Annotated in this window: 16 protein-coding genes; 9 read left to right on the top strand and 7 right to left on the bottom strand. The window is 66.1% G+C overall.

The window, feature by feature from the left end:
• The 3 genes from AC51GR_RS23305 to AC51GR_RS23315 are packed head-to-tail and all read left to right on the top strand — an operon-like array spanning position 1 to position 3,510.
• Positions 1 to 1,002: an ABC transporter permease gene (locus AC51GR_RS23305; protein ID WP_496327038.1), complete on the top strand. Its 1,002-nt coding sequence runs from the start codon at positions 1 to 3 to the stop codon at positions 1,000 to 1,002.
• Entirely contained in the window at positions 995 to 1,897 is a 903-nt protein-coding gene (locus AC51GR_RS23310) for an ABC transporter permease (protein WP_496327039.1), read from the top strand. The genes AC51GR_RS23305 and AC51GR_RS23310 overlap by 8 nt, the downstream gene beginning before the upstream one ends.
• Positions 1,894 to 3,510: a dipeptide ABC transporter ATP-binding protein gene (locus tag AC51GR_RS23315; protein ID WP_496327040.1), complete on the top strand. Its 1,617-nt coding sequence runs from the start codon at positions 1,894 to 1,896 to the stop codon at positions 3,508 to 3,510. The genes AC51GR_RS23310 and AC51GR_RS23315 overlap by 4 nt, the downstream gene beginning before the upstream one ends.
• A gap of 42 nt (positions 3,511 to 3,552) precedes the next feature.
• On the opposite strand, the gene AC51GR_RS23320 is transcribed toward AC51GR_RS23315, so the two are convergent.
• The 4 genes from AC51GR_RS23320 to AC51GR_RS23335 form a co-directional block, all read right to left on the bottom strand.
• Positions 3,553 to 4,131, bottom strand: coding sequence for a TerD family protein (locus AC51GR_RS23320; RefSeq protein ID WP_496327041.1), 579 nt, complete (start codon positions 4,129 to 4,131; stop codon positions 3,553 to 3,555).
• Positions 4,132 to 4,236: 105 nt separating this feature from the next.
• Positions 4,237 to 5,112 carry a 5-oxoprolinase subunit C family protein gene (locus tag AC51GR_RS23325; RefSeq protein WP_496327042.1) on the bottom strand — a complete coding sequence of 292 codons (876 nt, stop codon included), beginning with the start codon at positions 5,110 to 5,112 and terminating at the stop codon, positions 4,237 to 4,239.
• Complete coding sequence (locus AC51GR_RS23330) at positions 5,109 to 5,738, bottom strand: 5-oxoprolinase subunit B family protein (RefSeq protein ID WP_496327043.1); 630 nt, start codon at positions 5,736 to 5,738, stop codon at positions 5,109 to 5,111. Before AC51GR_RS23330 ends, AC51GR_RS23325 begins: the two co-directional genes overlap by 4 nt.
• Positions 5,735 to 6,490, bottom strand: coding sequence for a LamB/YcsF family protein (locus tag AC51GR_RS23335; protein WP_496327044.1), 756 nt, complete (start codon positions 6,488 to 6,490; stop codon positions 5,735 to 5,737). The genes AC51GR_RS23330 and AC51GR_RS23335 overlap by 4 nt, the downstream gene beginning before the upstream one ends.
• A 111-nt stretch (positions 6,491 to 6,601) precedes the next feature.
• Between AC51GR_RS23335 and AC51GR_RS23340 the strand changes: the two genes are divergently transcribed.
• The gene (locus tag AC51GR_RS23340) at positions 6,602 to 7,294 is read left to right on the top strand and encodes a GntR family transcriptional regulator (protein WP_496327045.1); all 693 of its coding nucleotides are present in this window, start codon (positions 6,602 to 6,604) and stop codon (positions 7,292 to 7,294) included.
• A gap of 9 nt (positions 7,295 to 7,303) precedes the next feature.
• Here the strand turns inward: AC51GR_RS23340 and AC51GR_RS23345 are convergent, their stop codons facing one another.
• Positions 7,304 to 8,473, bottom strand: a complete 1,170-nt coding sequence (locus tag AC51GR_RS23345; protein WP_496327046.1) for a sensor histidine kinase — start codon at positions 8,471 to 8,473, stop codon at positions 7,304 to 7,306.
• Between the two features lie 202 nt (positions 8,474 to 8,675).
• On the opposite strand from AC51GR_RS23345, the gene AC51GR_RS23350 reads away from it, so the two are divergent.
• The 3 genes from AC51GR_RS23350 (at position 8,676) to AC51GR_RS23360 (ending at position 11,221) form a co-directional block, all read left to right on the top strand.
• Positions 8,676 to 9,347 carry a response regulator transcription factor gene (locus AC51GR_RS23350; protein WP_496327047.1) on the top strand — a complete coding sequence of 224 codons (672 nt, stop codon included), beginning with the start codon at positions 8,676 to 8,678 and terminating at the stop codon, positions 9,345 to 9,347.
• 63 nt (positions 9,348 to 9,410) lie between these two features.
• Positions 9,411 to 10,391 carry an ABC transporter ATP-binding protein gene (locus tag AC51GR_RS23355; RefSeq protein WP_496327048.1) on the top strand — a complete coding sequence of 327 codons (981 nt, stop codon included), beginning with the start codon at positions 9,411 to 9,413 and terminating at the stop codon, positions 10,389 to 10,391.
• A gap of 29 nt (positions 10,392 to 10,420) precedes the next feature.
• Positions 10,421 to 11,221, top strand: a complete 801-nt coding sequence (locus AC51GR_RS23360) for an ABC transporter permease (protein ID WP_496327049.1) — start codon at positions 10,421 to 10,423, stop codon at positions 11,219 to 11,221.
• A 16-nt stretch (positions 11,222 to 11,237) separates the two neighbouring features.
• Here AC51GR_RS23360 and AC51GR_RS23365 read toward each other — a convergent pair whose 3' ends face one another.
• Positions 11,238 to 11,765 carry a DUF1697 domain-containing protein gene (locus tag AC51GR_RS23365; RefSeq protein WP_496327050.1) on the bottom strand — a complete coding sequence of 176 codons (528 nt, stop codon included), beginning with the start codon at positions 11,763 to 11,765 and terminating at the stop codon, positions 11,238 to 11,240.
• A 56-nt stretch (positions 11,766 to 11,821) separates the two neighbouring features.
• On the opposite strand from AC51GR_RS23365, the gene AC51GR_RS23370 reads away from it, so the two are divergent.
• Both AC51GR_RS23370 and AC51GR_RS23375 read left to right on the top strand, forming a co-directional pair.
• On the top strand, positions 11,822 to 12,241 hold the full coding sequence (locus tag AC51GR_RS23370) for a CoA-binding protein (protein ID WP_496327051.1): 420 nt from the start codon (positions 11,822 to 11,824) through the stop codon (positions 12,239 to 12,241).
• Between the two features lie 40 nt (positions 12,242 to 12,281).
• Positions 12,282 to 13,028 (top strand): alpha/beta fold hydrolase, encoded by a 747-nt coding sequence (locus AC51GR_RS23375; RefSeq protein WP_496327052.1) that lies wholly within the window; start codon positions 12,282 to 12,284, stop codon positions 13,026 to 13,028.
• Positions 13,029 to 13,058: 30 nt separating this feature from the next.
• Here the strand turns inward: AC51GR_RS23375 and AC51GR_RS23380 are convergent, their stop codons facing one another.
• Positions 13,059 to 14,087, bottom strand: a complete 1,029-nt coding sequence (locus tag AC51GR_RS23380) for a hypothetical protein (protein ID WP_496327053.1) — start codon at positions 14,085 to 14,087, stop codon at positions 13,059 to 13,061.
• Between the last annotated feature and the right edge of the window lie 25 nt (positions 14,088 to 14,112).

A 14,112-nucleotide genomic window follows, 5' to 3' on the forward strand; every position in this document is an offset into this window, starting at 1 on the left:
GTGATCCGCTATGTCGGACTGCGGGCGCTGCAGGCGGTGGGCGTGCTCTGGGCATCGTTCACGGTGGCCTTCCTGATCCTGTTCGCCCTACCGTCTGATCCGGTCAGCATTGCCGTACAGGGCAATTCGGCGACGCCGGTAGATCAGCAGGCCGTTGCGGATCTGCAGGCCCGGTACGGACTCGACGAGTCGTTGTTGTCGCAGTACTGGACCTCGCTCACCCACGCGATCCGCGGCGACTTCGGTACCTCGATCTCCACGGGGCAACCGGTCACCACCGCGATCGGCGACGCGGTGCCCAACACGCTGGCACTGGCACTGTCCGCGTTGATCCTCGCGCTGCTGTTCGGTGGGCTGATCGCCTTTGCGACCACCTATACGCGGGCCGGGTGGTTGCGTACTGCACTGCAGGCGTTGCCGCCGTTGGGTGTTGCGGTCCCGACGTTCTGGGTGGGGCTGATGTTGTTGCAGGCCTTCTCGTTCAACCTGCACCTCTTCCCGGCGTTCGGGGACAGTGGCTTCTCGACTCTTGTGCTGCCGGCGATCACGCTGGCTCTGCCGACGGGTGCGGTGATCGCCCAGGTCCTCGCCTCGAGTATGGGCACCACCTGGCGGCAGCCGTTCGTCGAAACGGCACAGGCCAAGGGAGCGAGCCGGTTCCGGGTCGTGACGCATCATGTCGTGCGGCTGGCCAGCATCCCGGCGCTGACCATCGCGGGCGTGCTGATCGGCAATCTGATCGCCGGCGCGGTGGTTGTGGAGACCGTCTTCTCCCGGGCCGGGGTCGGCCGCCTGATGCAGACGTCGGTGATGGCCCAGGACATCCCGGTCGTGCTCGGCATCGTGGTGCTCTCGACGGTGGCATATGTCGTGATCAATCTCGTCGTCGATCTGCTGTACCCACTCATCGACCCGAGGATCGTCGAGACGTTCCGGAAGAAGCCGCCGTCCACCGACGCCCCGGCGTCCGGCACCACCGAGAAGGAGGCCGCGCATGTCTGACCTCGTCCTCGCCGACAACGAGATCCGGGCCCGCGAGGCCGAGGCGGCACGCCCGCCGGACAAGCGTCCCGTACGCCGGAGCTTCGGGGTACGGCACATCCTGCGGCATGCGGTGCTGGCATTGGCGATCATCGTCTTGCTGTTGGTCATCGGTTTCGCACTCTTTCCCTCGGTGTTCGCCAGTGGTGATCCGTTGACCGGTGTGCCGGCGGACAAGTTCGAGGCACCGAGCGCCCGGCATTGGTTCGGCACCGACAACATCGGTCGGGACGTGTACACCCGGGTGGTGCACGGATCTGGACTGTCCTTGACCGCAACGCTGTTGGCGGTGGGGATCGCGCTGGTCGTGGGCACGCTGATCGGTTTGCTCTCCGGTTCGATCGGCGGCATCGTCGATGCGGCCCTCATGAGGGTGGTCGATGTGCTGCTGTCGATTCCGGCATTGCTGCTGTCCTTGGCGCTGGTCACCGCGCTCGGCTTCGGGACGGTCAACGTCGCGATCGCGGTCGGGGTGGCGATGGTCGCCAGTTTTGCCCGCGTCACGCGGTCGGAGGTGTTGCGGGTCCGCCGCGCCACGTATGTCGAGGCCGCTTTTGCCTCCGGCGTCCGCCGGCCGACAGTGCTCTTTCGGCATGTCCTGCGCAACTCGTACGCACCGGTGATCTCCCTGGCCGCAGTCGAGTTCGGCATGGCCATCCTGGCGGTCTCTGCGCTGAGCTTCCTGGGATTCGGTGCCGCGCCACCGACACCGGAGTGGGGATCGTTGATCGCCGAAGGCCGCAACTATTTGGCCGTCGCGTGGTGGATGACCACCCTTCCCGGACTCGTGATCATCGCGGTCGTGCTCTCGGCCCACCGCGTCGGCCATCATCTTGATCGAGGCGGGGTTCGATGACCAATCCAACACCGGTGCTGAAGATTTCAGGTCTGCACGTTCAGTACGGATCCGACGCCGCCGCCGCGGTCGATGGGGTGGACCTCGAGGTCGCACCCGGCGAGGTCGTCGCCATCGTCGGTGAATCCGGGTCCGGCAAATCCACCACCGCCCACGCCATCATCGGGCTGCTACCCGGGACCGGGCGCATCACGGCCGGGACGGTGTCCTTCAAGGGGAACCGGATCGACAATGCGCCCGAGCGGGCGCTGGAGAAGATCCGTGGCGCTCATATCGGGTTGGTGCCGCAAGATCCGACGACCTCGTTGAACCCGGTGACCCGGATCGGCGAGCAGGTGGCCGAGGCGCTGCGCATCCACGGCCGGGCCGACCGTCGCCGGGCCCGGATCGAGGCGCTGCGCATTCTCACCGAGGCCGGACTGGACAATCCGGAACTCCGCATGCGGCAGTATCCACAGGATCTGTCCGGAGGACAGCGGCAGCGTGTGCTGATCGGTATCGCCCTGGCGTGCGAGCCGGATCTGATCATCGCGGACGAACCCACCAGTGCACTCGATGTCACGGTGCAGCGCCGGATCCTCGATCATCTCGATGAGCGCATCGCCGCGACCGGAGCGGCAGTACTCCTGATCACCCATGACCTCGGTGTTGCCGCCGACCGAGCGGACCGCATCGTCGTCATGAGCGAGGGGCGGATCGTCGAAACCGGTACCGCGGAGGAAGTACTCACCGATCCTCGGCACGACTACACCCGCAAGCTTCTCGCCGCGGTTCCGAGCATGACGGCGGTGACGGCTGTGTCGGCACGCAGGCCCGGGCACGCAGAAGCCGCTTCGGCGCTGCTGTCGGTTCGGAATCTGTCGAAGACCTTCCGCGTCGGACGCGGCAGTTCGCTGCTCGCGGTCGACGACGTCTCGTTCGATGTGCCCAGGGGGCAGACGTTTTCGCTGGTGGGGGAGTCCGGATCGGGTAAGTCCACGACAGCGCGGATCGTGGCCCGGCTCGAGACCGCGTCGTCCGGCACGGTCGGGTTCGAGGGTCATCAGATCTCGTCTGTGCGCGGCAAAGAGCTGCGTGCCCTACGCCGCAGCGTACAACTCGTCCACCAGAATCCGTACGCCTCGTTGAATCCCAAGCTCACCGTCGACAAGATCGTCGCCGAACCGTTGCAGGCCTTCGGGATCGGGACGGCACGAGATCGGCGCGAGAAGGTGCGCGAACTGCTCCACCGAGTTGCCTTGGGGGACAAGTATTTGTCCAGGCATCCGGCGCAACTGTCCGGGGGGCAACGCCAGCGGGTGGCGATAGCCCGGGCGCTGGCACTCAATCCACAGTTGGTGATTCTCGACGAACCGGTCTCGGCGCTCGACGTCTCGGTCCAGGCACAGATCCTGGACCTACTGGCAGAGCTGCAGCGAGAACATTCGTTGAGCTACCTCTTCATCTCCCACGACCTGGCCGTGGTCCGGCAGATCAGTGACGGGGTCGCGGTGATGCGCAACGGTCGGATCGTCGAAACCGGCCGCATCGCAGATGTTTTCGACGACCCGCATCACGAGTACACCCGAGAACTCATCGCGGCGATCCCGGGAAAGAAGATCGCTCTGCGATGACTGGGAACTGCTCGGTGATGGTGCCCGCAGCCGACTCCCGAACTAACCGATGTTGACGCCGTATTCGCGGGCGATGCCGGCCAGGCCCGAGGCGTAACCCTGACCGATGGCACGGAACTTCCACTCGTTGCCACGGCGGTAGATCTCACCGAAAACCATTGCGGTCTCGGTGGAGGCGTCCTCGCTGAGGTCGTAGCGGGCCAGTTCGCGGCCGTCGGAGCGATCGATCACGCGGATGAAGGCGCCGTGGACCTGGCCGAAGCTCTGGCCGTGCACATCGGCATCGTGGATGGTCACCGGAAAGATGATCGAATCGACCTGGGGTGCCAGCGCCTTGAGGTCGACGTTGATCGCTTCGTCGTCTCCCTCACCTTCGCCGGTACGGTTGTCGCCGGTGTGCTCGATCGCGCCGTCAGGGGATCGCAGGTTGTTGTAGAAGACGAAGTACGAATCGTCGAGAATCTTCTTGTTGCTGTCGATTCCGAGTGCGCTGGCGTCGAGGTCGTAGTCGGCTCCGGTGGTGACACGGACATCCCAGCCGAGTCCCACGGTCACCGCCGTCAGGTTGGGGGCCTCTTTGCTCAGCGATACGTTTCCACCCTTGGCCAGGCTCACCGACATCTTGATCCTCCGTATTACGCAGTTGCTTCTTTCTGGTGATCAGGTGTGTTCAGCCTACCGGTGGTCAGGGGACGAGATAGGTGCTGTCCCCAGGGCAGTGGCCCTTTATCTGGCCCACCGTAATTTGATGTGCTGGCCGGGCCGGATCTGTGCGGCGAGGTCGACGTCGTCATCGACAACAACGCCGACCACGGGATATCCGCCGGTGACGGGATGGTCTGCCAGAAAGATCACCGGCTCGCCGCTCGGTGGCACCTGGATGGCGCCGCGCACGATGCCCTCACTCGGTAGCTGTCGTCCGGGATCGCGGTGGGCGATCCCGGAGGCGTTGCCGCTCAACCGCATTCCGACCCGGTCGCTGCGGTCGGATGCCTGCCAGTGGGTGTGCACCAGGTCGTCGGCATCGTCGACCCAGTTGTCTCGCGGTCCGCGATGCACGCGGAGTTCGACCTTGTCGGTGGTCGGGGTGGGCACCGCGGCGATGTCGATTTCGGCCAGATCGCCCGGTCGCGGCCCGACGTCGAGGACATCGCCGACCGCCAGTGGGGCGGGCCCGAGTCCGGACAGCGTGTCGGTGCTGCACGACCCCAGCGTGGCGGGCACGTCGAAGCCGCCACGTGCGGCGACGTAGGCGCGCAGTCCGGCGCGGGCCATGCCGAGGGTGACCACGTCACCGGGCAGGAGCCGAAAGTGTGCGTTCATCCCGACCGGACGCGCGCCGGATCCCTTGTCCACCAGCACATCCAGATCTGCGCCGGTGACCGCCAGCCAGGCCTCCTGCTGTGCGCGCAGGGACAGGCCACCGAGGGTCACCTCGACTGCGGCAGCTCCGTCGTCGTTGCCCAGGAGTCGATTGCCCAGCGCGTGGGCGCGTCGGTCGGCCGCACCCGATCTGCCGACCCCCAGTGCCGCGAATCCGGGTCGTCCCCGGTCCTGCACGGTGCTCAGCGGTCCGGTGGCCAGAACCTCGAATGCCGTCATGGCCGGGCCTCGCGGAACTGCACGAGGGCACCAGGCCGCAGGAGCGCCGGCGGGTTGCGCGTCGCGTCCCACATGGACAGATCCGTACGACCGAGCAGTTGCCAGCCGCCGGGTGAGGTGCGTGGATAGATGCCGCTGAACTCGCCGGCAAGTCCGACCGCACCTGCCGGAACCCGGGTCCGTGCCTCGTCGCGGCGGGGCACCTCGAGCCGGGCATCCCCGCCGATCAGGTAGGCGAAGCCGGGCGCGAACCCGCCGAAGGCCACCTTCCATGGTCGTCCGGTGTGTGCTGCGATGACCTCGGTGGTGGTCAGCCCGGTGAGCCGGCCGACCTCACCGAGATCTTCCCCGTCGTAGGTCACCGGTACTTCGACGACGAGGGCGCCTGCGGTGGTGTGCGAGGTCGGGGTGTCGGCGGACTCAGGGGCAATCGAACCCACGGCGGTGCGGAGTGCGGGCAACCGGGTGGGGGAGTCGGTGACGAGCAGAACCGTCCGGGCGCCGGGGATGATGTCAACGATCCCGGGCAATTCTGCCTTGGTGAGGGCGAAGGTCCAGGCGATGGCCGCGTCGGTGGTGTCCACCTCGATCATCAGTGATCGATCGCCGTAGGCGAGTGGGTTCATGTGAACGCTTTCACCTCGACACCCTCGGCTGCGAGCAGGTCGCGGACCGCCACTGCCATCTGCGCGGCAGCCGGTGAATCTCCGTGTACACAAATCGAATCCACGTCGATGGCGACATCTGTCCCGTCGACGGATTCGACCACCGACTCGGTCACCATCCGCAACACCCGGGCGGCGACGACGGCAGGATCGTCGAGCATCGCCCCGGGCTCGCCGCGCGGCACCAGGGTTCCGGCCGCGGTGTACCCGCGGTCGGCAAATGCCTCCCGCACCACGCGCAGGCCGCGTTCCTCGCCGAGGGCCAGGAGCCGCGAACCGGGAAGACCGAGCAGGGCCAGCTCGGGATCGAGTGCTGCGATCGCATCGACCAGTGCCAGTGCGTGTTCTTCATGGTGGACGGCGGTGTTGTACAGCGCACCATGGGGTTTGACATAGGTGACGCGTCCACCGACGGCCGCGGCCAGCGCTTGCAGGCCACCGATCTGGTAGACGATGTCGTCGGTCAGTTCGGTGCGGGTGGCGTCGACGAACCGCCGACCGAAACCGGCGAGGTCGCGGTAGGCCACCTGCGCCCCGATCCGGACACCTCGATCGACCGACCAGCCCGCGGTGCGGGCGATCGTGCTCGGGTCACCGGCGTGGAAGCCGCAGGCGATGTTGGCGCTGGTGACCACATCGAGCATGGCCTCGTCGTCGCCGAGGTCCCAGCGACCGAACGATTCACCGATGTCGCTGTTGAGGTCGATGGTCATCACAGGTCTCCAAACGTCGTCAATGGCTCGTAACCGAGGTCCCAGGATGTTTCCGCAACGAGAAGGATTGTTCAACAATCCTGCAATCCTACGTTCTCGTAGACTCCGGATGTGGAGAACGAGTCTGGACTGGACGACGTGCTCGACGTGTTGGTCGCGGCCCGCGGGGACGTGGTCCGCACGTCGTCCGCCGAGCGGGCCGCAGCGATCTTGCGTACCCAGGTCGACGAAGGGCGGCTGCGATCGGGTAACCGACTACCGGAAGAGTCGATCGCGCGCGCGCTCGGTATCTCGCGCAACACGCTGCGGGAAGCGCTCAGCCGGCTGGTTTCCGAACGCATCCTCGAGCGGGTACCCAATCGAGGTGTTCTCATCCGGACGCCCGGCGCCGATGACGTGCGGGACGTCTACCGTGCGCGTCGGGTGATCGAGTCGGGGGCGATCCGGGTCGGTCGCGGAGCCCAGCCCTACCTGGACGCGATGATTGCCGCAGTGGAGGAGGGGCGGGCCGCGATCGCGGCGGGCGATGGCGACGCGGTGGCCTCGGCGAATCAGCATTTCCATCGTGCGGTGGTGGCTCAGGCCCGCAGCAATCGCCTCGACGTGGAGATGAACCTGCTGCTGGCAGAGATGCGGCTGGTGTTCTTCCGCAGCGCATCGGCGCGTGGCTTCCACACGCGGTATGTCGAACGAAACGCCGAGATCGTGGACCTGATGGCCGCCGGGGACATCGAGGAGTCGGCCGCGGCGATGGACCGCTACCTGTTCGACGCCGAAACGCATCTGCTGACGCAGTTCGACTGAACTGGTGGGTCAGTCGCCCGAAGTGGTGTCCCAGCGGGCGACAACACGGTAGCCGCGGCCCCGGGCCCCGACTCCCACGTCGAGTGTCCCGCGACCGGATTCGACCCGTTCGCGCATCCCGGTGATGCCCAGGCCGGTACCAGGCTGCGGTGCAACAGGTTTCGGACCACCCGGCCGACCGCCGTCGTCGGACACGCTCACCACCAGTCGATGCGGCGGATCGGCGGCCACCGAGACCTCCACGATCGGTGCTACCCCCGCGTGGCGACGCACGTTGCTGAGGGATTCCTGGACAACGCGATACGCCGCCACCCCCATCGCCGACGGCACCGAAGCGGCGTCCCCTTCGCTGTCGAAGTTCACGATCAAGCCGTCCGCACGGGCGCGCTCGATGAGACCGGGGATCTGACCGAGTGTCGGCGCCGGCGTCAGGGGAGCTGCCGAGTCACGGTCCCGCAGGGCTTCGAGCATGGTGCCGAGCTCGTCGAGGACCTCGCTACTGGCCGCTCGGATGGCCTCGAGGGCAGGTTTTGCCTGCTGCGGGTGCCGGTCGAGAAGATGTGCCGCGACACCGGCCTGCACATTGATGGTGGCCAGCGCGTGGGCGACCGAATCATGCAGGTCGCGTGCGATGTTCAGGCGTTCATCGGTCATCGCCTGCCGACGACGCAACTCGTCGCGTTCACGCTGGGCCGCAGCGCGTTCGGTGCGCGCCGAGAGCGCGATACCCGCCAGGGCCAGCGTGAAAGCCCACGCCGGGCCGGCGATTCCGATGGTCCCGAGTGCTCCGGCGCCGATCCACCTCCCGGCGATCACCCCAGCCGACATCACCGCGGCACCCACCAGTGCCACCGTGCGGGAGGCGCGATACCCACCCAGTGCCATCGACAGTGGTCCCGCCAAAAGTGCTGGGCCACCGGGATATCCGCGGGCGAGATAACCGAAGACCACGGCCGCGGCGACACCGATCATCACCTGTGGGTGGCGGCGGGACAGAGTCAACGACAGGGCACCGACGATCCCGAGCGTGATCGCGAGACCGTCGATGGACCGGCCGTCCGGACCGGTGTGCCCGAGGGAGCTGCCGAGGACGACCAGGATGACCACCACCATCGCAAGTGCCAGGTCGGGTCCGCGCACGCCGAGTTCGCGCACTCTGTTCGACCATCTGACGTCCACCTGGCCGATCGTAGGGTCGATCGGTGCCTGCGCGCGTCGGTTTGCCGTTGAGATCGCGCCCGGCGACTGATGTTCAGGGTGCGAACGTACGGCAGGTGTGGAGATTGGCCGGAAGGCGGTCGCTGCGCGCGGCGGCGGTGGTTACGCTCGGGAAAAGCAACGAGGACTCGTCGAACAAGGTGGCGGGCGGAACCGGGGTTTCATGATTCGGGTGGTACTGGCTGACGACCAGCTCTTGGTACGGACCGGGTTTCGCGCGCTGCTCGACGCCGAGGACGACATCGAGGTGGTCGGGGAGGCCGCTGACGGAGATGAAGCAGTCGCGGTGTGCGTCGACCTGCGGCCGGACGTCATCATCATGGATATCCGGATGCCCGGCTGCGATGGATTGGAGGCAACCCGGCAGATCGTTGCCCGCGACGATCTGGCTGCGGTGAAGGTGCTGATCCTGACCACCTTCGAACTCGACGAGTATGTCTTTGGGGCGCTGCGAGCCGGAGCCAGCGGGTTTCTCGTGAAACACACCCAGCCCGCCGAACTGATCCAGGCCGTGCACGTCATCGCGGCCGGTCAGGCGCTGTTGTCACCGGGTGTGACACGGCGACTGATCACCGAGTTCGTCCAGGAACCCGCCACAGCCACAGCCCCGGCACCGGTGGCGCCGGATGCCGTCGTCGAGTTGCTCACCACGCGCGAACTCGAGGTGGTCCGGTTGGTGGCGGCCGGGTTGTCGAACGACGAGATAGCCGCCCGATGGTTCGTCAGCAATGCGACGGTGCGCACCCACGTGAGCCGGGCGATGACCAAACTCCAGGCCCGTGACCGGGCACAGCTGGTGGTGTTCGCCTACCGGCACGGGCTGGTCCACATCTGACGTAGTGCCGATGTCGACATCAGGCTGACGACTTCGGGCTCCGGCCACGGCATCGTTGCCCGCATGGAAACGAACACGACAATCCACGATCGGACATCGGGGATCGAGTCGGCGAATCAGGATGCGGACGTAGCAGTTTCGGTGCAGGGTCTGACGAAGAGATATCGGAATCGAACCGTCGTCGACAACGTGTCCTTCACGGTGCCGGTTGGTTCGGTCACGGGTCTGATCGGTCCGAACGGAGCCGGAAAAACCACCGTGATGGCGATGTTGCTCGGTCTCGTCAAACCGAGCGGTGGTGACGGAACCGTTCTCGATGCGCCGATTCATCAACGTGCGCAATATCTTCCGCGAGTCGGTGCGCTCATCGAGTCGCCGGCATTTCACCCGTCCGTCTCTGCTCGGGACAACCTGAGATCTCTGGCGGTCTTATCCGGTCAGGCCACCGGCGGTGTCGACGGGCTACTGGACCTGGTTGGTCTCGGGGATCGGGGCAAGGACCGCTTCGGCAGTTATTCGCTCGGGATGAAGCAGCGACTCGGAATTGCAGCTGCCCTGCTCGGTGACCCCGAACTGGTGATACTCGACGAGCCGACCAACGGCCTGGATCCCCAGGGCATGCAAGAGGTTCGGGACCTCATCGGGCGCATCGCCGCGCAGGGACGCACCGTCATCGTGTCATCGCATCTTCTCGCCGAACTCGAACAGGTCTGTGACTGGTTGGTGGTCCTGGACCACGGCGGACTCGTCCACGCCGGAACACCGCAATCGCTGGGAGCCACGGCCGATGCCCTGGTCCTGGCACCCGCGGACGAATCACGGCTCGCCGATCTGGGGGCCATCGCACAGGCGACGGGGCTCGAGGTCAGCCTGGACGGGATCAGTGTGGTCATCGCCCTCACCGACGACGACGATGCCCGGCGATTGGCCGCGGAGATCAACGCCCGGGCCCATGCAGCCGGGATCGTCCTTGCCGAATTACACCATCGCCGTGCCGATCTCGAGGCCCGCTATCTCAAATTGATCCACACGTCCCCGATCTGACATCTGGAGAATTTCTGGAAAGGCATGTGATGAATCTGCTGAATTCTTTTCGGTCCGAATGGATCTTGCTGAACCGGCCACGTCTGTGGGCGGGCCTGGGAATCACCACCGTGGTGTTCAGTGTGCTGGCCACCTGGCTGCTGATAGAAGCCGCGCAGCCTGTTGGCCGCGGAGGCGACGGACCTCAGGTGTCTCTCGAAGCGCTCGTCGGGTCCGGTGGCGCCACCGCTGCGATCATCGCGTCGATGAGCGTCGCCACGGTGCTCGTGGTCGCAGCATTTGCGGCCGCGATGGGAAATGAGATCAGCCGGGGTACGTTGCGGGCCGCGCTGACCCGCCAACCGAGCCGGTTGTCGCTGGTCACCGGAAAGCTCGCGGCACGAATCAGCCTGGCCGCAGTGCTGATGGCCGTGGCACTGACCGTCGGAGCGCTGACCGCGGCGGTGGCGGCACCGTCGGTGGACGTCGACACCGCCGGCTGGTTCGGGGCAGATGCGCTCGGCAGTGGGCTCACAGACTACGGCCGGCTGTTGGTGTTCGTGGCGATGTACGCCCTGATCGGGACAACAGTTGCGGTACTGGTGAAGTCGACGCCCATCGCGCTGGGAATCTGCCTGCTGTGGTTCGGACCCGTCGAAAACGTCCTTGCGGAAAACCGTGTCTGGGCGGAGCGCTGGTTCCCGGGGTTGGTCATGCGGTCGCTGGTGCAGCCGGAGCGGCCAGGTGCGTTGTCGCAGGCGCAGACCCTGACGACGCTGGCGATCTATGCCGTGGTCTGTGTGGGCGTGATCGGTTTGACGATGTCACGCCGGGACGTCACCGCAGGGTAGGTTTCCTCGCGGCCGGCTACTCGCGGGCGAGGGCGATCAGCTTCTCGATGGTGCGCAGATTCCGTCCGGTGCCCTGGACTCCCAATCCTTTGGCGATGACCGGCGCGGTGAGTTTGGACGTCCCGGCGCCCGCCTCGTAGCGGATGTGGAGGTTGTCGCCGATGACCTCGAACACGTCATTTCCGAAATCGCGGCGGTGGAACGTTGCGACCGCAGTTGGTTCCGGGGTTGCGGTGAGGCAGTAGACGTACGAGTATTTCGGCTCGACGACATCGAACGGGTGCTCGGCCGACGCGGCGGCGAGATCGTCCGCCGACCTGCTGATGACCTCGCGAAAGTAGCCGTAGCGCTTGGTGATCGCCTCCTCGAGTGCGCGGTCGAAGGCGGCGGGATCGTCGGGCGGTGTGCACAGCAGGTTTCCGGAGGCGATGTACGTCGAGATGTCGGTGGCGCCCAGGTCGGCCGCCATCTCTCGGAGTTCGGCCATCGGCAGCTTGGCGCCACCGACGTTCACCGCGCGAATGAGAACCACTCGTTGTGCCATACCGTCGATTGAACACCCCGGAGGCCGGGCCGGGGCGGACCTCTACGATCGTAGGCATGGCTGATACAGACGACTTGGTCGAGCAAATCCTTTCCACCTACAAGACCATCACCGTTGTTGGTGCCAGTGCGTCCCCGGAAAAGCCCGCGCACAAAGTCCCGGTGAGTATGCAGAAGCACGGATGGCGCATCATCCCGGTGAATCCCAAGGCGGATGAGCTGTTCGGTGAGAAGGTCTACCGGACCTTGGCCGATATTCCCGAACAGGTGGGTCTGGTCGATGTGTTCCGCCCGTCGGAGGACGCGCCGGAGATCGCCCGCCAAGCGGTGGCAGCCGGCGCCACGGCACTGTGGCTGCAACTGGGGATCGTGTCGGCGGAGGCTCGAGAGATTGCCGAGAAGGCCGGCCTGCTCTACGTCGAAAACCGCTGCCTGATCATCGAGCGCCGCCGGGTGGGCCTGGACGCACCGCAGTAGCCCAGATGTGTCCGGTGTCGGGGTGACTACCCTGTCACCGGTGAACACTTTGACCCGCACCGACGGACCCGGGGCGGTTCGGCTGGCCGTTCGAACGTCCGGTCCGCTGACCGGCAAACCGGTGTTGCTGGTCCACGGCATGGGCGGCGATCATCAGACCTGGCGAGCGCTGGCCCGGGAGTTGCGCGCCGGGGGTCGGACGGTCATCACCTATGACCAGCGCGGGCACGGTCGTAGTTCACGGTCGCCGTCCTACCTGCTGAACGACTTCCGTGATGATCTGAGCTTTGTCCTCGACGGGCTCGGCGTCGACGAGATCGATGTGGTCGGGCATTCCCTGGGCGGTCAGACCGCGATCAGGCTCGCCGCGCTCGATCCGGCGCGGATCGGGAAACTGGTGCTCGAAGAGATCCCGCCGATGCCGCGTGATCAGGCCGACGTCGACGAACACATCGTGCCGTTCAGCGGCGTCGCCGACCGGCTACGTGGGCTGTGGTCGACGGTTCGTTATCCGAGTCCGGTGCTGCGGTTCGATCACCGGATGTCGGACATCGTGGCCCGCCAGTTCGAGGCCGTCGACGCCGACTGGTGGGAGTCGTTGTCACAGCTGACGTTTCCGACCCTGGTGGTCTCGGGTGGCCGACGCAGTTTCTTGCCGCCGCGCCATCTGCTCAGTCTGTCGGAAGCTCTGCCGGACGGGCATTTCGGTCAGATCGAGGCCGGTCACAGTGTCCACCGGGACCGGACCGGTGAGTTCAACCGGCTGGTGACCGACTTCCTGCGTTGACGGATCTGTGTTGGTTGTTCATCGCGTCGATCAGGAATAGCGCACGATGCGCGACAGCTTCTTGGCGTCGGTGAGCATACTGTCGATGATCGCGCCGGAGACCGCATCGAACTCCTCGGCGGCCCGATGGAGACGCTCGGATCCGAGTTCGTCTTCGGCCGCGACGAGGTACTCGTCGGAATCGTCCTCGGTGCCGATCCTGATCACCCATTCGAGTTTGGCGAGTTGGCGATCGACCTGTTCGATGCCCGCGCGGTAGCGGGCGAACGCGCGCAGCCGCTGGACCAGAAGGCCGAGCCGCTCGTCGTGCACCTGGGCCCGGCCGACGTGGATCGCGACGATGTCGGGATCGTCCCCGAGGTCGCCGTCCGGAAGTGGTCCGAGTTTGTCGACGGAATCGCGGAGTCGTGCGCAGCTGCGGCTGATCTCGGCGACCTCGGCGTCGAGGTCGACCCGAATCATCTTGTCGTCGAAGATGTCGTGGCGCCAGGAAGCACTCTGCTCGATGGCGGTTGCGGTCGAACAGGCGAAGTAGGCCAGTTTGCCGATCGGGTGTGCGCGCATCTCGTCGATCGTCGTCTGGTCGTCGTGGGACAGATGTGATTGGCGCAGCTGTCGCCGCAGCGTGCGCGGATAGTGGCCCTCGTCGCTGCGGACGGCCCAGTCGTCGACCTGGCCCGCGTTGCGATCCAGCAGGTCGGTGAGGTCGATGCGCCCGGGGTCGCCGCGCCAGGTGTCCACCGCGATGAACGCGAACCGGATGCTGGTCGCCTCACCGGGCCGCGGCCCACCGAGATGATTGATCCAGTAAGGTGTGTTGGTCGTTTTCGCCAGACCGGTCAGCCCGACCTCGGGTACCGGCCCGCGCTGCGGGTCGGGATCGTCGGACTCCGGCTCCGATCCAGACCGTGTCCCGACGCCGGTGTCGGCGCGGGGAAGTGCTGCTCTCCGGAATACTGCCGACCAGTCGATCGACCTGATCCACTCGGTGCCGACGAAGGCGAGCGCGGTCGTGGCGAAGAGCACCACAAAGCCGACGATCGCTGAGACGTACACCATCTTCCCCATTATCCCGATCGCGGAG

The organism is Williamsia sp. z71 (genome assembly GCF_059553375.1).